Origin of the sequence: Halorussus halobius, from assembly GCF_004765805.1 — an archaeon.
In the GTDB taxonomy this organism is placed as follows: Archaea; Halobacteriota; Halobacteria; order Halobacteriales; family Haladaptataceae; genus Halorussus; species Halorussus halobius.
Map to the genome: position 1 here is coordinate 1,006,319 of NZ_ML219773.1, position 15,453 is coordinate 1,021,771.

Here is a 15,453-nt window from a genome sequence, read left to right on the forward strand (position 1 = left end):
CGAGGAGAGAAGATTTATGTGGATTATCGAATATCCCCCGGACATGCTCCGCCCCTCCCCGCCGTCCCGCACCGTCCTCCCCGCCGGAGGTGACTCCCGGTGAACTGGGAGTCCGACGCGAGCCTGCGTGTCCGGATGGTACTCACGTTGGCGTTCGTCGTGATTCTGCCCTTCGCGTTCGCGTACACCCTGCTGTACCTGCTGAACACGGTCGGACTCGACCTGCTGGAGATGCTCACCGGCGACCCGTGGAACGGCGAGTTCTACGTCCACCCCGGCCTGCTGGCGGCCGGGGTCGGGGTCGGCTTCCTCGCGCAGTTCGCCCTGGGCAAGCGGATGGCGCTCCGGTCGGCCGGCGCGCGCGAGGTCGATTCCGGCGAGTATCCCGAGCTTCACGCCACGGTCACTCGACTCGCCGCGCAGGTCGACCTGCCCGCGCCCGCCGTGGCGGTGAGTTCGAGCGCGGTCCCGAACGCGTTCACCGTGGGTCGGTCGCCCGACAGCGCCACGATAGTCGTGACCGAGGGACTGGTCGACCGCCTCGACGACGCCCAACTGGAGGCCGTCCTCGCGCACGAACTCGCCCACGTCAAGAACCGCGACGTGGCGGTGATGACGCTGGCGTACTTCCTGCCGTCGCTGACCTACTTCGTGGCGATGGCGGCCTACGTCGTGTTACAGGGCGTGTTCCACGTCTTCGGGAGCTTCCGGCACGTCGACGACGACGGCGCGAAGGGACTGGCGGTCGCCGTCGTCGTCCTCGTCGTGAGCGCGGTTCTCACCCTGGCGGTGTCCGCGGCCTTCTGGGTCGGGAGCTTCCTGTTCTTCCGGCTGCTGGCGCGCTACCGGGAGTACACCGCCGACCGGGGCGCGGTCGCGCTGACCGGCGACCCCGGCGCGCTCGCGACCGCGCTCCGGACGCTCGACGAGACCATGGCCGACCTGCCCGACGACGACCTCCGCGAGCAGGACGGCGGGCTCGAAGCCCTCTACGTCGCGCCCATCGACGCGCCCCAGTTCGGCGACGACCGCGAACTCCTCAGCCGGGACCTGTTCCCCGAGACCCATCCGCCGACCGACGAGCGCATCGACCGGCTCCGCGAGATGGACGCCGAACTCGAATCCCGATGACCGGGGACCGAACGCGGACCGACCGAACGACGACCGTCCTCTCGCGCCGGGGCCTGCTCGCGCTCGCGACCGCAGGTCTGGCCGGCCTCGCGGGCTGTGGCTATCGGCCGGGCGGCGGCGACGTCCGGTGGGAGATAGAGACGGGGACCGGCCCCTACAGCCCAGACGACCTGCTGGTCGTCGGCGACCGGCTCGTCACGGTGAACCGGTCGCGACGCGGGTTCGACTTCGAGGCCGAAACGTGGGGCGAGTCGGCCGAGATAGCGGCCTACGACGCCGCCACCGGCCGCGAGCGGTGGGCGGCGAGTGCGCCACCCTGCGGTCGGCCGGCGGTCGGCGACGACTCGCTGTATCTGGGCCACGAGGACGGCGGGGTCACGGCGCTCGACGCCGACGGGTCGACCCGCTGGCAGGGGTCGGTCGAGGGCTTCCCGCGCCGGCTCGCGGCGGCCGGCGACCGACTCTACGCGCTGACCGACGCCGACGACCTCGTCGCGCTCGCGGCGACCGAGAGCCCAGCGGCGTCCGCGGGCGACCGGCTCTGGCGGGCCTCGGTCGCCGCCGAGACCACGAGCGCGCTGGCCGCGACCGCCGATGGGGTGGTCGTCCGCGACGCCGAGGCCGCCGGGACGACGGTCCGGTCGATTCGCCGGGACGGCGAGGGGCGCTGGTCGACGGAGGTGCCGGGCGCGCCCGGCGACGTCCGCCCGGTCGTCGCGGACGGGACGGTGTACGTCCCCGCGGGCGACCGGCTGACCGCGCTCGCACTCGGCGACGGGACGGAACGCTGGTCGCGCGAGGCGGGCCGGCTCCGGGGGTCGCCCGCGGTCGGCGACGGCGCGGTGTACTACGTCGCCGACCGAACCCTCTCGGCGCGCGACGCCGAGGACGGGTCGGTGCTGTGGCAGTTCGACCCCTCGGACGGACGGGGATTCTCGGCCCCGCCGGCGGTCGCGGGCGAGCGCGTCTACGCGGCCGGGCGCGACACGCTGTACGCCCTGGCGGCCGCCGACGGGAGCGTCCGCTGGGCGGTCGAGGCCGATGGCGCGGACGCGGCCCCGCTGGTGGTCGGCCGGACGGTCGCAGTCCCAGTCGAGGACGGCGTCGTCCGGGGCCACCGGCGAGCGTAGTCCGGGGGTAGGTGGGCCCCGCTCGATTCGGTGGTGTTCTGAACGTTCGAGCGCAAGAATCGGGACGGAGACGGGCGAACCACCCGCCGATTGGAACAATCTTCTTTACGGATGGGTTCTTCCGCTACCCATGGATTGGCTCGCCGCGTACAATGGCGTACTCGTCCGCGTGGGTCTGTATCTGTTCGTTTTCTGGCCGACGGTCGGATACTACGTCTATCGGGACGCCACGAAGCGGGAGCTGTCTGCACCGATGCTCCGGGGCGTCGCCTACGGCGTTTTCGGGATAGTCGGGCTGGTGGTGTACGTGGTTCGGAACGAGAACTAACTCCGGGTTCCCGACGCGTCTCGGCAACTACTGGTCTCGAAGTTGTTAGTCGGGAACCGCCGAGGCCGGTCGCGTCTCCGTCGCCGGAAGGGCTTTTGGCGCTCCGGGCCGACTGGTACTCTGGTGGGGAACCATGGCAGAGACAGACAAACCGCATCAGAACCTGGCTATCATCGGCCACGTCGACCACGGTAAGAGTACGCTCGTGGGCCGACTCCTCTACGAGACGGGGTCGATTCCGGAACACATCATCGAGCAGCACCGCGAGGAAGCCGAGGAGAAGGGCAAAGGGGGCTTCGAGTTCGCCTACGTGATGGACAACCTCGCCGAGGAGCGCGAGCGCGGCGTGACGATAGACATCGCCCATCAGGAGTTCCAGACCGACGAGTACTACTTCACCATCGTCGACACGCCGGGCCACCGCGACTTCGTGAAGAACATGATAACCGGGGCGTCGCAGGCCGACAACGCGGTCCTCGTCGTCGCCGCGGACGACGGCGTCGCGCCCCAGACACAGGAGCACGTCTTCCTCGCCCGTACCCTGGGCATCAACGAGCTCATCGTCGGCGTCAACAAGATGGACCTCGTCGACTACGAGGAAAACCGGTACCGGGAGGTCGTCGCCGAGGTCGAGGACCTGCTCGAGCAGGTCCAGTTCGACACGGCCGACGCCAGCTTCATCCCCATCTCGGCGCTGGAGGGCGACAACGTGGTCGAGCCCAGCGACGGGATGCCGTGGTACGACGGGGAACTGCTGTTGGAGGCGCTCAACGGCCTGGTCGAACCCGAACCGCCGACCGACGCGCCGCTCCGGCTGCCCATCCAGGACGTGTACACCATCTCGGGCATCGGCACGGTGCCGGTGGGCCGGGTCGAGACGGGCGTCCTCAACGTCGGCGAGAACGTCTCGTTCCAGCCGTCCGACGTCGGCGGCGAGGTCAAGACCATCGAGATGCACCACGAGGAGGTCCCGCAGGCCGAACCCGGGGACAACGTCGGGTTCAACGTCCGGGGCATCGGGCAGGACGACGTCCGGCGGGGCGACGTCTGTGGGCCCGCCGCCGACCCGCCGAGCGTCGCCGAGACGTTCACCGCCCAGATCGTCGTGATGCAACACCCCTCGGTCATCACCGACGGTTACACGCCGGTCTTCCACGCCCACACCGCGCAGGTCGCCTGCACCATCGAGTCCATCGACCAGAAGATAGACCCGTCGTCGGGCGAGGTCGAGGAGGAAGACCCCGACTTCATCCAGTCGGGCGACGCCGCCGTGGTGACGGTCCGGCCCCAGAAGCCCCTCTCCATCGAGTCGGCCTCGGAGATTCCGGAACTCGGGAGCTTCGCCGTCCGCGACATGGGCCAGACCATCGCGGCGGGCCGCGTGCTGGAGATAACCGAGCGATAGTCGTCGGTGGTCGACCGCCGGCCGACACCGGACGTTTTTACTGTGCGGAACCCCTTCTGTCTAACATGGGTTTTGGTAGCTACGACGAGTCCGAACAACAGGACCAGGACAACGACTTCGACGAGGACGACGGCGTCACCGTCCACGAGAACACCCACGAGGGGAAGGTCTCGTTCGACTCCGACGCCTCCCAGGACGAGCTCCTCGACCAGCTCAACGACATCAAAGACAGCGACGACGAGTCGTAGACCGGTCCGTTCGGGGGGATTCGCGACGGTTTGCACGCCACGTTTTTTCGATGCTCTCGCCCGACCGCCAGTCGCCACGCCGTCCTAGCCGGGGCCCGCGAGTCAGCAGATGGGTTTCGGGTCCAGTCCCATCCCCGCCAGCGTCTCGGCGTAGTCGTCGTAGGCGACCTGCACGACCGCCTCGGCGGTCTCGCGGGCGCGCTCCCGGTCGGCCTCGCCCTCGCAACTGCGCTCCAGCAGTTCCGCGCCGGTCGAGACGGCCCCCTCGGTGTCCGCGCGCAGGTCCCTGAACAGGTCGGCCCGGCGCTCGTCGGCCTCGTTGACGAAGAAGTTCACCACCTGTAGCAGGGTCCGGTCGGCCACCAGCGACCGCCCGACCAGCCCCGCCGCGCGCTCGACGGTGGCGTCGAGGTCCCGAAGGCGCTCGTGCATCGGGTCGACCCCGTCGTCGGACACCGCCGCGACCTCGTCGTTTCCCCCGCCGCCGTCGAGTTCGGCGACCACGCGCTCGTAGTGGTCGGCCTCCCGGTCGGCCAGCGCGGCGAACGCCTCGCGGGCGGCGTCGTCGGACTCGGCGTCGGCCCAGCCGGCGAACGTCTCGCGGGCGGTCGCCTCGCTCCGGGCGGCGGCCCGCAGGACCCGCTCGGCGTCGAGGTCGGCGTCGGTCAGCGCCACGAGCGACTGCTGGGAGCCCAGCCGGTCGAGTTCGGTGGCTTTGGACTCCCTGACGGCGGCCGGGAAGCTGTCGGCGTCCATGGGTGCGGGTAGGTCGGCGCGGCGCTTGAAGGTTTGCGCGGTCGGCGGGACCCGGAACTGTCGGGTCGAGCGGCTGGCTCCTCAGCCGTACCGGTCGGCGTGGTCGTCGCAGAACTCGGGGTCCCGGAGTTGGGCCGCGACCACGCCCGGCTGTCGGTGGGGGTTCGAGAGCCGACAGCCCTCGACCGCACAGAAGCCCTCGCCGGTCAGCCAGCAGTGGACCGCCTGCAGGACGTAGCCCGCCAGCGCCTCGGTGGTCCGGGGGTCGTCTTCCACGAGGAACTCGCCGTCGACCTCGCTTTCGAGCACCTCGCGGGGCGGCGCGTCGCCCGACAGCAGGGCGTGTTTCTGCTGGGCCTCGTAGTACGCCTCGGGCCTGGCGGGCGCTTCGTACAGCCCGGGCACCGACACCAGCGCGGGCTGACCCAGGACGTTCACGCGCTTGTGCCACCGACCGTCGTGGTCGCCCCACGTCCCGAGCGCGCGGTCGAGCACCGCGACGTGGAGCCGGTCGAGGTCGCGCTCGTCGGCGGGCAGCGCGGCGTTCAGCGCGCGCTGGAGGGCCACGCCGTCGTAGAGGACGCCGCCGGCGCGCTCGGGGTCGTCGAGCGCGCGCTCCTCGTACCGGACGACGCCGAACATCGCGTTGCCGGTCTCGCGCTCGCGGGGCGAGCGCACCCGGGCCTCCGCGAACCGCTCGGCGAGGTCGGCGGTGCGGTGGACCCGCGGAAAGCGGTCCCGGACCTCGACTTCGACCCCGTCGGTGCCCGCGCCGTCGAGCCGCGCGCGGAGCCAGTCGGCAATCCCGTCGACGTCCGCGGCCGCGGTCGGCGCGCGGTACAGCGCGACCGTCGGCATCGTCGGTTCAGTCGTCGGCCGACGCCGTCCGCGTCGTCATCTCGACCGGGTCGGCGTCGACGCCGAGTTCGTCGATGGCACACTGGGCGGCGCGCTTGCCCGACACCAGCATCGCGCCGAACGTCGGCCCCATCCGGGGCAGGCCGTAGGTCGTCGCGGTCGCCATCCCGGTCGCGATCAGGCCGTCGTGGACCGGACCGGTGTGCTCGACCACGGCGTCCTCGCTCTCGCCGACCCACATCGAGTCGTGGCCGGGCGAGTCGTGGCCGGGCGCGCCGTAGGAGTCGTCGCCGGTCTGGTCCATGCCGGTCGCGTTCTCCTTGGCGTCGCCGATGCCCGGCGCGTCGAGGACGCCGCGCTCGTCGAGCTTCGAGACCGCCATCGCGTCGTGGCCCGTGGCGTCGATGACGAGGTCGGCCTCGACCGCGATGGGGTCGACGCAGGTTATCTCGCGGGGCAACGCGTGGACCGGCGTCCAGTTCATCACGATGCCGCCGACGCGGTGGTCCTCGCGGATGACGATGTCGGTGAACTCGGTCATGTTCTGCATCTTCGCGCCGGCGTCGCAGGCGGCCTTGATGAGCGCCGAGCAGGCGTGGGGGCCGTTGGCGACGTACAGCCCCTCCGAATCCTGCGAGCGCTTGAAGTCGACGTCGAGGTCGTCGAGGACGCGCTGGGCCGGGTCCCGGACCGTCACCTTGTTCATCAGGAAGCCGCCGAGCCAGAAGCCCCCGCCGAGGTAGTTGTTCTTCTCGACGACCATCGTCTGGACGCCCCGCTCGGAGAGTTCCTTGGCCGCCATCAGCCCGGAGGGACCGCCCCCGACGATGATGACGTCGCTGTCCGAGAAGTCCATGAACTCCTCGGTCCACTCCTGTCCGATGGCGCGCGTGACTTCGGCCTCGCCGACGTCGCTGAACTGGTCGAACTCGCTCATACCACTTAGTAGTAAAACGGAGTAGTTGAAAGGGGTTGCGGTACGGGCAGGCCGGTCGGCGACCCGACGCCCACCAGGGGCAACGCGCTCGGCGGTCGGAACGCTCACGGCAACCGCTAAATGCGTCGGATTGCTACTGCCGGACATGGACGACCGAGCGTGGAGCGCCAGCACGCTGTCGGTCCGCGAGACGCTTCGGGCGTCGCTCGACGGCGGCGACGCGGCGGTCGCCACCGTCTCGGGGGTCGAGGGGTCGGCCTACCGCCGGCCCGGCGCGAAGCGCGTCCTCGCCGGAGCCGACGCTGAGGACGGTGTCGGCGCGATAACCGCCGGCTGTCTCGACGAGCCGGTCGCCGACCTCGCGGCGGCGGCCCTCTCGTCGGGGCCGCTTCGGGAGACGTTCGACCTCACGGGCGAGGACGGCGCGTGGGGGTTCGGTCTCGGGTGCAACGGCGTCGTGGACGTGCTGGTCGAGCCGGTCGACGCGAGCGTCCGACCCGCGCTCGACCGACTCGCGGCGGGCGAGCGCGCCGCCCTGCTGACGGTGGTCGGCGGCGTCCGAGCCGACGACTCCGGGACGGCTCACCCGGAGGCGACCGTCGGCGCGCGAGCGCTCGTCGACGAGTCGGGCGACGCGACCGCGACCGACCCCCGGCCGCCGATACCCGACGCCGTGCTCGACGCCGTGCGCGAGACGGCCGCCGCGTTCGCCGAGACCGGACGGTCGGACACCCTCGCGGTAGGGACCGAACGCGGGACGGTCGAGGTGTTCGTCGACGGCCTCGAACCGGTGCCGGAGCTCCTGATTTTCGGGCACAGCCCGGACGTGCGGCCGGTCGCGCGGCTCGCACGGGACGCCGGCTTCCGGGTCACGGTCGCGGCCGCGCGAGGCGCGCGCGCAGACGCAGAACAGTTTCCCGACGCCCACGAGGTGGTCGCGACTCGACCGTCGGAGGTCGCCGAGGTCGTCTCCCGGCCGGCCGACACCTACGCGGTCGTGATGTCGCACAACTTCGTCGACGACCGGCTGGCGCTCGACGCGCTGCTGGACACCGCAGTTCCCTACGTCGGGCTGATGGGGCCCCGAAAGCGGTTCGAGCAGATGCGCGACGCGCTCGCCGACGAGGGGAGCCGGCTCTCGGCGGCCGACCGCGACCGCATCGCGACGCCGGTGGGGCTCGACCTCGGCGGCGGCGAGCCCACCCAGGTCGCGCTCTCGATAGTGAGCGAGGTGCTGGCGGCGTCGAACGGCCGCGACGGGGGTCGGCTCTCCCGCGGGGAGGGGCCGATTCACCCCCGCGAGTCGTCCGAGCGAGACAACTCGTCCTGATTCCGCCGGAGTGCCCGCAGGTCCCGCTCGGTGTCCACGTCGCGGTGGATTCCGGGGTCGGTCACGTCGACCCACGACACGGGTTCGGACTCGACCAGCCCGCGCCCGCCCCGGTCGCCGGTCACGGCCGCCAGCGCGTCGAAGTGCCGGGCGTCGAACAGCACGGGATTACCCCGCCGGCCCTCGTAGCGGGGCGCGACGATGCCGGGCGCGGGGTCGACGTCGCGGTACGCCGCGACGAGCGCGTCGACGGTCTCGACCGCGATACGGGGCATATCGCCGAGCGCGAACAGTACTGCCGACGCGTCGCGCTCGCGGGCGACCGCGACCCCGCGCCGGACGGAGGCGCTCTGGCCCGCCCCGTAGTCGGGGTTCGCGACGGCGTCGATTTCCTCCGGCAGGGCGTCGGCGACGCGCTCGCGGTCGTGGCCCACGACCGCGACCGACTCGTCCACGCGGGACTCGGTCAGGGTCCGGGCGGCGTGCGCCACCACTGGCCGGCCGTCGAGGGTCGCGAGCAGTTTGTTCGCGGAGTCGGCCCCGGAGTCCGCGAACCGCGACCCGTTCCCGGCCGCCAGCAGGACGCCGAGTATCACGTCCAGTGGGTCGCGGCCGACCGGCTAAAATCCTCGGCCGTGCGGTCGCTCACCCGGTCGAATCGCCGGTCGCGCTCGCGGGACGAGAGGAATCGCCGGTCGCTGTTCACAGGACGAGACGGAGCGCCGTCGTCAGGACGACGCTCGCGGCCTTCAGCGTCAGCAGGACGGATAGGACGGCTCCGAGGCCGAGAAGCCCCCGTTCCCATCGAAACGCGGCGACGAGGAGGATAGGGGTGAGAGCGATTGCCCCGAACAGCGCGCGCCGGTGGTCGTACAGGAGTCGGCTCACGAGTGGCGGTTCTGACAGCAGGAATATATTTTGCCGGGAACAGCGGACGCGACGAGACGCGCCGCTCAGTGCGTTGCTTCCGGAGAAGTGCGTCGGCGGGGGTGAGCGGGCCATCGGCCCGCGAACGTCGGAAGACGAGCGGAGCGAGTCTTCCGGAAATTTGAACCACGCCGAGACGTTCCTGCTCGCTACGCTGCGCGGGCGTGCGACTCGGCTACTTCGAATCCCCGCAGAACGATTTTGCCTCGCACGAAGGCGAGCGACATGGAAGTTGCTCGCCAGTTTGCGTCCGAGAGAAGTGCGCCGGCGGGGATTTGAACCGGGGCCAGACGGTCCGGGATGCTCGCTTCGCTGCGCTTCCGGGCTGCGACTGGCAGGGTTCAAATCCCCGCAAACAGCATTCACCGGAAGCAAGCGGCGCGGCGCGATGAAACGCGCCGCTCAGTGTGTTGCTTCCGGAGAAGTGCGCCGGCGGGGATTTGAACCCCGGTTGCGACCATGGCAAGGTCACGTGATACCACTACACTACCGGCGCGCGTCTGCATTCACCGATAACACCCGGCTACTAAATAAGGCTTCCGAAAGCGGTCGGAATCGGGGGACGGTACCACGGTCGAGGCGCGGTTCGAACCCCCGATTTCGGCCGGCACGGGCTTTGTGATGCCGTCGCACCCGTAGAACGGAAGCGGCACCCTTTTAAGACCGAAGCCGGTACGATTCGCTACAGTCTAGTGACGGGGCGTCGAAGCGTCACGGTATGACTGTCAGCGTGCTCGTGCCGTCATCCCTCGTCCGGGAAGCCGAGGACAAACGCGAGGCGACTCGCAAGCTCGGCTACGTCGCCCGCGCGGCGACCGTCTTCCGGGCCGACCGCCTCGTGGTCTTTCCGGACCGCGACGGCGAGGAGAAGTGGGGTGGCGGGTTCGTAAGTACCGTGCTGGAATACGCCGCGACGCCGCCCTACCTCCGAAAGGAGGTATTCGGCGTCCGGGACGAACTGGAGTACGCGGGCGTCCTGCCGCCGCTCCGCGCCCCGTCGCTGACCGGCTCCGAATCCGAGGGTTCGGGGTCGTTAAGACAGGGAATCGTGACCGAGGTCGGACCTGAAGGGCGCGTTCGGGTCAATTGCGGACTGCAACACCCGATCTCGCTCGTCGCCCCGCCCGAAATGGCGGTCGACGAGGGGGAGCGCGTTACCGTCAGGATCTCTTCGCGAAGTCCGGTCCGCGCGAAGCTCGTAGACGAGCCCCTCTCGGGCTTGTCGGTGACGCGCGCGGACCTCCCGGCGGCACTCGACCGCGACGACGCGGGCGTCCGAATCGCGACGTCCCGCCACGGGGTCGAGCTGACGACCCGGCGGCTGACCGACGTGGTCGGCCGCATCGAGCGCGACGGAGCGACCGTCGCGTTCGGCGCACCGGGTCGGGGCCTGCCGGAGATGCTCGACCTCCCGACCGAATCGCTGGCCCGCGAGTGGCCCAGCGACGACCGGGAGGCCGGGGCGGACGCGGAGTCCCGAGTCGAATCCGGCGCACCCGGCCGGTTCGACCTCTGGGTCAACGCGGTTCCGAATCAAGGCAGCGAGGTCGTGCGAACCGAAGAAGCGATGTTCGCCGCCCTCGCCTGCCTGAACCTCAAAAAGAAGTGATACGATGCCAGAGACAAGCAGACCACGCAAAGGTTCGCTAGGGTTCGGCCCCCGAACGCGCGCGACCAGCGAAGTCCCGCGCTTCAACTCGTGGCCCGACGGAGACGGCAGTCCGTCCCTGCAGGGCTTCGCGGGTTACAAGGTCGGCATGAGCCACGTGGTGATGGTCAACGACGAGTCCGACTCCCCCCGAGAAGGGATGGAGGAGACCGTCCCCGTCACCATCGTAGAGACGCCGCCCATGCGGGCAGTCGCGCTGCGAGCCTACGAAGACACGCCGTACGGCAAGAAGCCGCTCACGGAAGTATGGGGCGACGAGTTCCACGAGGAACTGGACCGGACGCTCGACCTCCCCGAGGACCCCGACTCGACGGCCGGCGCGGACGACCTCCGCGCGGCCGTCGAGGCCGGCGACGTCGCGGACCTCCGCGTCGTCACCCACACGGTCCCGAGCGAGATTCCGAGCGTCCCGAAGAAACAACCCGACGTGATGGAGACGCGGGTCGGTGGCGGGTCGCTCGACGACCGCCTCGACTTCGCGCTCGACCTCGTGGAGGACGGCGGCGTTCACGACATGAACGACGTGTTCCGCGCGGGCGAGTACGCCGACGTCGGCGGCGTCACCAAGGGCAAAGGGACCCAGGGTCCCGTCAAGCGCTGGGGCGTCCAGAAGCGGAAGGGCAAGCACGCCCGGCAGGGGTGGCGGCGACGGATCGGCAACCTCGGTCCGTGGAACCCCTCGCGCGTGCGCTCGACGGTGCCCCAGCAGGGCCAGACCGGCTACCACCAGCGCACCGAACTCAACAAGCGCCTCGTCGACATCGGCGAGGGCGACGACGTGAACGTGGACGGCGGCTTCGTCAACTACGGCGAGGTCGACGGCCCGTACGCGCTGGTCAAGGGGTCGGTTCCCGGCCCGGACAAGCGCCTCCTGCGCTTGCGCACCGCCATCCGACCGAACGACCAGCCGCGCCTCGACCCCGAGGTGCGGTACGTGAGCACCGAATCGAACCAGGGATAAATCATGCAGGCAACCATTCGAAACCTCGACGGCGAGTCCGAGGGCACGCTCGACCTGCCGGACGTCTTCGAGACGACCGTCCGGGAGGACCTCATCAAGCGGGCCGTACTCGCCGCGCAGGCAAACCGAACGCAGGACTACGGTGCCGACGACTACGCCGGGATGCGGACCTCGGCGGAGTCGCCCGGCAGCGGCCGCGGGATGGCACACGTCCCCCGGACGAACGGGCAGGCGGCCCGCGTCCCGCAGGCCGTCGGTGGCCGGAAGGCCCACCCGCCCAAAGAAGAGAAAGACCGAACGCTGGACATCAACACCAAGGAGCGCAAGCAGGCGGTCCGGTGCGCGGTCGCGGCGACCGCCGACGCCGACCGCGTGGCCGAGCGCGGCCACGAGTTCGACGACGACCTCGACCTGCCGCTCGTGGTGAGCGACGAGTTCGAGGACCTCGTGAAGACCAAGGAGGTCGTCGCGCTGCTCGAAGCGGTCGGCGCGCACGCCGACGTCGAGCGCGCGGAGGACAACAAGTCGGTTCGCGCGGGTCGGGGCACCACCCGTGGGCGCAAGTACAAGACGCCCAAGTCGGTGCTGTTCGTGACCAGCGACGAGCCCTCGACGGCCGCCCGCAACCTCGCGGGGGCCGACGTGGCGACGGCCGAGGAGGTCAACGCCGAGGACCTCGCGCCGGGCACCGATGCCGGCCGGCTGACCGTCTGGACCGAGAGCGCGATCGAGGAGGTGGCCGACCGATGAGTACGAGCGACGTCATCGACTACCCGTGGGTCACCGAGAAGGCGATGGACGAGATGGACTTCAAGAACAAGCTCCAGTTCATCGTCCACGTCGACGCCACGAAGGCGGAGGTCCAGGACGCCATCGAGGACCAGTACGAGGTCACCGTCGAGAAGGTGAATACGCAGGTGACGATGAACGGCGACAAGAAGGCGACCGTGACCCTCTCGGAGGACGACGACGCGCAGGAAGTCGCGTCGCGAATCGGGGTGTTCTGACACATGGGACGACGAATCCAAGGACAGCGACGCGGTCGCGGCACGCCGACGTTCCGCGCCCCGTCGCACCAGTACAAGGCGGACCTCACGCACAAGAAACCCGAGGACGTCGACACCGTCTCCGGGACGGTCGTCGACGTCGAACACGACCCGGCCCGGAGCGCGCCCGTCGCGGCCGTCGAGTTCGAGGACGGCGACCAGCGCCTCGTGCTCGCGCCCGAGGGCGTCGGGGTCGGCCAGGAGATTCAGGTCGGCGTCAGCGCCGAGATAAAGCAGGGCAACACCCTGCCGCTGGCCGAGATTCCGGAAGGAGTCCCGGTGTGTAACGTCGAATCGAGTCCGGGCGACGGCGGCAAGTTCGCCCGCGCGTCCGGCGTGAACGCGACGCTCGTCACGCACGACCGCGACGCGGCGGTCGTGGAACTGCCGAGCGGCGAGGTCAAGCGGCTCTCGCCCGACTGCCGGGCGACTATCGGCGTCGTGGCCGGCGGCGGCCGCACCGAGAAGCCGATGGTGAAGGCAGGCAACAAGTACCACAAGATGAAGTCTCGGGGCACCAAGTGGCCCAACGTGCGCGGCGTGGCCATGAACGCCGTCGACCACCCGTTCGGTGGCGGCGGCCGCCAGCACCCCGGCCGACCCAAGTCCGTCTCGCGGAACGCCCCGCCGGGACGCAAGGTCGGCGACATCTCGTCCCGGCGCACGGGACGGGGAGGTAACTGACATGAGCGACAGCGGCTACCGAACCGGGCGCGAGGGTGAGTTCACCTATCGCGGCCACACGCTCGACGAGCTGCAGGAGATGGACGTAGACGAGGTCGCGGAACTGCTTCCCGCCCGACAGCGGCGAACCATCGAGCGCGGTCTGTCCGCCCAGCAGCAGAAGCTGCTCGCGGAGGCCCGCGAGGCCGGCGAGGAGGAGACGGCCAACGACCCGCTCCGGACCCACCTCCGGAACATGCCCATCCTGCCGGCGTTCGTCGGCAAGACCTTCGAGGTGTACACCGGCCAGAGCTTCGAGCGGGTGTACGTCGAGCCCGAGATGCTGGGCCACTACCTCGGCGAGTTCCAGCTGACCCGCCAGTCGGTCGAGCACGGACAGGCCGGCATCGGCGCGACCCGCTCCTCGAAGTTCGTGCCACTCAAGTAAACCATGGGAATCAGCTACAGCGTCGAGACCGACCCGGACACCACCGCCAAGGGGATGCTCCGGGAGCGGCACATGAGCCACAAGCACAGCAAAGCCATCGCCCGCGAGATAAAGGGCAAGACCGCCGCCGAGGCCCGCGAGTACCTCCAGGCGGTCGTCGACGGCGAGCGGTCGGTGCCGTTCAAGCAGCACAACAGCGGCGTCGGCCACCGGAGCGACATCGACGGCTGGGACGCCGGTCGCTACCCCGAGAAGGCCAGCGAGGCGTTCCTCGACCTCATCGAGAACGTCCTCAACAACGCCGACCAGCAGGGGTTCGACGGCGAGGCGATGACGGTTCGCCACGTCGCCGCCCACAAGGTGGGCGAGTCCCAGGGCCGCAAGCCCCGAGCGATGGGTCGCGCGACCGACTGGAACTCGCCCGAGGTCGACGTCGAACTCGTCCTCGAAGACCAGGAGGAGGCCGAATAATGGCGGACGAACAGCAGTTCATCCACGACGGGTTGCAACGCTCCCAGATAGACGAGTTCTTCGCCGACGAACTCGGCCGCGCGGGCTACGGCGGCATGGAGGTCGCCAAGACCCCGATGGGCACCCAGATCGTGCTCAAGGCCGAGAAGCCCGGCATGGTCATCGGCAAGGGCGGGAAGAACATCCGGAAGATAACGTCGCAACTCGAAGAGCGGTTCGACCTCGACGACCCCCAGATCGACGTTCAGGAGGTCGACGAGCCGGACCTCAACGCCCGCATCGTCGCCGACCGACTGGCCAACGCGCTCGAGCGCGGCTGGTACTTCCGGAAGGCCGGCCACACCACCATCGACCGCATCATGGACGCCGGTGCCCTCGGTGCCGAAATCGTCCTGAGCGGGAAGGTCACGGGTGCGCGCTCGCGCGTCGAGAAGTTCAACCGTGGCTACATCAAGCACAACGGCGAGCCCGCCGAGGACATCGTCGACCACGGACAGGGCGTCGCGGTCCTCAAACTCGGCACCATCGGCGTGGACGTGAAGATAATCCCGCCGGGGGCGGACCTGCCCGACGACTTCGAGATTCAGGAGGGCGCGAACCCCGAGGAAATCGTTCCCGAGGCCGTCGAGGCCAACGAGCAGGCCGGCGTCGAGGAACTGCTCGAAGAGCCGACCGACGAGGAACTCGAAGACGACGAGGACGCGGGCGAGGTGCCCGCCGAATCCGACGACGAGTCCGTCGACGAGGAGGTCGTCGAGGAGGTCCTCGAAGAGGAAATCGAGTCCGAGGACGACGCCGAAGAGTCGGACGACGCCGAGGAGTCGGTCGAGGAGGAACTCGACGAACTCGAAGCGGAAGTCGAGCAGGAAGCCGAGGAGCTGATGGACGAGATGGACGGCGAGGAGGGTGACGAGTAATGGCCATCCTGCACACCGAGGAGATTCGGGACATGACGCCGGCCGAGCGCGAGGCCGAACTCGACGACCTCGAGACCGAACTCCTCAACGCGAAGGCGGTGAAGGCGGCCGGCGGTGCCCCCGAGGACCCCGGACGATTTCAGGAGCTTCGGCGGACCATCGCGCGGATAAAGACGATCCAGCGGGAAGAGGGAGACCTCGACGAAGCCGCAACAGAGGCGTAGACGA

At 69.8% G+C, this 15,453-nt stretch carries 20 protein-coding genes and 1 tRNA gene; 15 read left to right on the plus strand and 6 right to left on the minus strand.

The annotated features are described in order from the left end of the window. The first annotated feature begins 99 nt into the window (after nucleotides 1-99). From EPL03_RS05100 to EPL03_RS05120, 5 genes are all read left to right on the plus strand, one after another. Nucleotides 100-1,131 (plus strand): M48 family metalloprotease, encoded by a 1,032-nt coding sequence (locus EPL03_RS05100; RefSeq protein ID WP_244605197.1) that lies wholly within the window; start codon nucleotides 100-102, stop codon nucleotides 1,129-1,131. Then, the gene (locus EPL03_RS05105; RefSeq protein ID WP_135828238.1) at nucleotides 1,128-2,261 is read left to right on the plus strand and encodes an outer membrane protein assembly factor BamB family protein; all 1,134 of its coding nucleotides are present in this window, start codon (nucleotides 1,128-1,130) and stop codon (nucleotides 2,259-2,261) included. The genes EPL03_RS05100 and EPL03_RS05105 overlap by 4 nt, the downstream gene beginning before the upstream one ends. A 130-nt stretch (nucleotides 2,262-2,391) precedes the next feature. Beyond that, nucleotides 2,392-2,589 (plus strand): hypothetical protein, encoded by a 198-nt coding sequence (locus EPL03_RS05110; RefSeq protein ID WP_135828239.1) that lies wholly within the window; start codon nucleotides 2,392-2,394, stop codon nucleotides 2,587-2,589. Nucleotides 2,590-2,722: 133 nt separating this feature from the next. Beyond that, a complete protein-coding gene (gene tuf, locus EPL03_RS05115) occupies nucleotides 2,723-3,994 on the plus strand; it encodes a translation elongation factor EF-1 subunit alpha (protein WP_135828240.1) in 1,272 nt (423 codons plus the stop codon). 65 nt (nucleotides 3,995-4,059) lie between these two features. Further along, nucleotides 4,060-4,242 (plus strand): DUF5786 family protein, encoded by a 183-nt coding sequence (locus EPL03_RS05120; RefSeq protein ID WP_135828241.1) that lies wholly within the window; start codon nucleotides 4,060-4,062, stop codon nucleotides 4,240-4,242. 102 nt (nucleotides 4,243-4,344) lie between these two features. Here EPL03_RS05120 and EPL03_RS05125 read toward each other — a convergent pair whose 3' ends face one another. From EPL03_RS05125 to EPL03_RS05135, 3 genes are all read right to left on the minus strand, one after another. After that, nucleotides 4,345-4,998 (minus strand): rubrerythrin family protein, encoded by a 654-nt coding sequence (locus EPL03_RS05125; RefSeq protein ID WP_135828242.1) that lies wholly within the window; start codon nucleotides 4,996-4,998, stop codon nucleotides 4,345-4,347. A gap of 81 nt (nucleotides 4,999-5,079) precedes the next feature. Next, complete coding sequence (locus tag EPL03_RS05130; RefSeq protein WP_135828243.1) at nucleotides 5,080-5,856, minus strand: DUF7001 family protein; 777 nt, start codon at nucleotides 5,854-5,856, stop codon at nucleotides 5,080-5,082. A gap of 7 nt (nucleotides 5,857-5,863) precedes the next feature. Beyond that, nucleotides 5,864-6,793 (minus strand): sulfide-dependent adenosine diphosphate thiazole synthase, encoded by a 930-nt coding sequence (locus EPL03_RS05135; protein WP_135828244.1) that lies wholly within the window; start codon nucleotides 6,791-6,793, stop codon nucleotides 5,864-5,866. 145 nt (nucleotides 6,794-6,938) lie between these two features. Here EPL03_RS05135 and EPL03_RS05140 point away from each other — a divergent pair, with 145 nt between their 5' ends. Further along, nucleotides 6,939-8,123 (plus strand): XdhC family protein, encoded by a 1,185-nt coding sequence (locus tag EPL03_RS05140; RefSeq protein WP_210424900.1) that lies wholly within the window; start codon nucleotides 6,939-6,941, stop codon nucleotides 8,121-8,123. Here the strand turns inward: EPL03_RS05140 and EPL03_RS05145 are convergent. From EPL03_RS05145 to EPL03_RS05155, 3 genes are all read right to left on the minus strand, one after another. Further along, nucleotides 8,084-8,719, minus strand: coding sequence for a nucleotidyltransferase family protein (locus EPL03_RS05145; protein ID WP_135828245.1), 636 nt, complete (start codon nucleotides 8,717-8,719; stop codon nucleotides 8,084-8,086). The two genes, EPL03_RS05140 and EPL03_RS05145, sit on opposite strands and share 40 nt — an antisense overlap. A 106-nt stretch (nucleotides 8,720-8,825) precedes the next feature. Further along, entirely contained in the window at nucleotides 8,826-9,011 is a 186-nt protein-coding gene (locus tag EPL03_RS05150) for a hypothetical protein (protein ID WP_135828246.1), read from the minus strand. Nucleotides 9,012-9,475: 464 nt separating this feature from the next. Beyond that, nucleotides 9,476-9,546: transfer RNA gene (locus EPL03_RS05155), tRNA-Gly, on the minus strand. A gap of 222 nt (nucleotides 9,547-9,768) precedes the next feature. Here EPL03_RS05155 and EPL03_RS05160 point away from each other — a divergent pair. Genes EPL03_RS05160 through rpmC form a run of 9 tightly spaced genes read left to right on the plus strand, consistent with a single transcriptional unit; the run spans nucleotide 9,769 to nucleotide 15,449 of the window. Then, nucleotides 9,769-10,659 carry a putative RNA uridine N3 methyltransferase gene (locus tag EPL03_RS05160; RefSeq protein ID WP_135828247.1) on the plus strand — a complete coding sequence of 297 codons (891 nt, stop codon included), beginning with the start codon at nucleotides 9,769-9,771 and terminating at the stop codon, nucleotides 10,657-10,659. Between the two features lie 4 nt (nucleotides 10,660-10,663). Then, complete coding sequence (locus EPL03_RS05165) at nucleotides 10,664-11,680, plus strand: 50S ribosomal protein L3 (protein ID WP_135828248.1); 1,017 nt, start codon at nucleotides 10,664-10,666, stop codon at nucleotides 11,678-11,680. Between the two features lie 3 nt (nucleotides 11,681-11,683). After that, nucleotides 11,684-12,430, plus strand: a complete 747-nt coding sequence (rpl4p, locus tag EPL03_RS05170) for a 50S ribosomal protein L4 (protein ID WP_135828249.1) — start codon at nucleotides 11,684-11,686, stop codon at nucleotides 12,428-12,430. Continuing rightward, nucleotides 12,427-12,687, plus strand: a complete 261-nt coding sequence (locus EPL03_RS05175) for a 50S ribosomal protein L23 (RefSeq protein ID WP_135828250.1) — start codon at nucleotides 12,427-12,429, stop codon at nucleotides 12,685-12,687. The genes rpl4p and EPL03_RS05175 overlap by 4 nt, the downstream gene beginning before the upstream one ends. Before the next feature lie 3 nt (nucleotides 12,688-12,690). Beyond that, on the plus strand, nucleotides 12,691-13,410 hold the full coding sequence (locus EPL03_RS05180) for a 50S ribosomal protein L2 (protein WP_135828251.1): 720 nt from the start codon (nucleotides 12,691-12,693) through the stop codon (nucleotides 13,408-13,410). Between the two features lies 1 nt (nucleotide 13,411). Continuing rightward, nucleotides 13,412-13,837 (plus strand): 30S ribosomal protein S19, encoded by a 426-nt coding sequence (locus tag EPL03_RS05185; RefSeq protein WP_135828252.1) that lies wholly within the window; start codon nucleotides 13,412-13,414, stop codon nucleotides 13,835-13,837. Between the two features lie 3 nt (nucleotides 13,838-13,840). Further along, the gene (locus EPL03_RS05190; RefSeq protein WP_135828253.1) at nucleotides 13,841-14,308 is read left to right on the plus strand and encodes a 50S ribosomal protein L22; all 468 of its coding nucleotides are present in this window, start codon (nucleotides 13,841-13,843) and stop codon (nucleotides 14,306-14,308) included. Further along, nucleotides 14,308-15,225, plus strand: a complete 918-nt coding sequence (locus EPL03_RS05195) for a 30S ribosomal protein S3 (RefSeq protein WP_135828254.1) — start codon at nucleotides 14,308-14,310, stop codon at nucleotides 15,223-15,225. Before EPL03_RS05190 ends, EPL03_RS05195 begins: the two co-directional genes overlap by 1 nt. Next, nucleotides 15,225-15,449, plus strand: a complete 225-nt coding sequence (rpmC, locus tag EPL03_RS05200; RefSeq protein WP_135828255.1) for a 50S ribosomal protein L29 — start codon at nucleotides 15,225-15,227, stop codon at nucleotides 15,447-15,449. Before EPL03_RS05195 ends, rpmC begins: the two co-directional genes overlap by 1 nt. Nucleotides 15,450-15,453 lie beyond the last annotated feature (4 nt).

Bases quoted from the DNA above. Each gene is read 5' to 3' on its own strand.
- EPL03_RS05105 (WP_135828238.1), top strand. From the start codon at position 1,128: ATGACCGGGGACCGAACGCGGACCGACCGAACGACGACCGTCCTCTCG.
- EPL03_RS05110 (WP_135828239.1), top strand. From the start codon at position 2,392: ATGGATTGGCTCGCCGCGTACAATGGCGTACTCGTCCGCGTGGGTCTG.
- tuf (WP_135828240.1), top strand. From the start codon at position 2,723: ATGGCAGAGACAGACAAACCGCATCAGAACCTGGCTATCATCGGCCAC.
- EPL03_RS05120 (WP_135828241.1), top strand. From the start codon at position 4,060: ATGGGTTTTGGTAGCTACGACGAGTCCGAACAACAGGACCAGGACAAC.
- EPL03_RS05125 (WP_135828242.1), bottom strand. From the start codon at position 4,998: ATGGACGCCGACAGCTTCCCGGCCGCCGTCAGGGAGTCCAAAGCCACC.
- EPL03_RS05130 (WP_135828243.1), bottom strand. From the start codon at position 5,856: ATGCCGACGGTCGCGCTGTACCGCGCGCCGACCGCGGCCGCGGACGTC.
- EPL03_RS05135 (WP_135828244.1), bottom strand. From the start codon at position 6,793: ATGAGCGAGTTCGACCAGTTCAGCGACGTCGGCGAGGCCGAAGTCACG.
- EPL03_RS05140 (WP_210424900.1), top strand. From the start codon at position 6,939: ATGGACGACCGAGCGTGGAGCGCCAGCACGCTGTCGGTCCGCGAGACG.
- EPL03_RS05160 (WP_135828247.1), top strand. From the start codon at position 9,769: ATGACTGTCAGCGTGCTCGTGCCGTCATCCCTCGTCCGGGAAGCCGAG.
- EPL03_RS05165 (WP_135828248.1), top strand. From the start codon at position 10,664: ATGCCAGAGACAAGCAGACCACGCAAAGGTTCGCTAGGGTTCGGCCCC.
- rpl4p (WP_135828249.1), top strand. From the start codon at position 11,684: ATGCAGGCAACCATTCGAAACCTCGACGGCGAGTCCGAGGGCACGCTC.
- EPL03_RS05175 (WP_135828250.1), top strand. From the start codon at position 12,427: ATGAGTACGAGCGACGTCATCGACTACCCGTGGGTCACCGAGAAGGCG.
- EPL03_RS05180 (WP_135828251.1), top strand. From the start codon at position 12,691: ATGGGACGACGAATCCAAGGACAGCGACGCGGTCGCGGCACGCCGACG.
- EPL03_RS05185 (WP_135828252.1), top strand. From the start codon at position 13,412: ATGAGCGACAGCGGCTACCGAACCGGGCGCGAGGGTGAGTTCACCTAT.
- EPL03_RS05190 (WP_135828253.1), top strand. From the start codon at position 13,841: ATGGGAATCAGCTACAGCGTCGAGACCGACCCGGACACCACCGCCAAG.
- EPL03_RS05195 (WP_135828254.1), top strand. From the start codon at position 14,308: ATGGCGGACGAACAGCAGTTCATCCACGACGGGTTGCAACGCTCCCAG.
- rpmC (WP_135828255.1), top strand. From the start codon at position 15,225: ATGGCCATCCTGCACACCGAGGAGATTCGGGACATGACGCCGGCCGAG.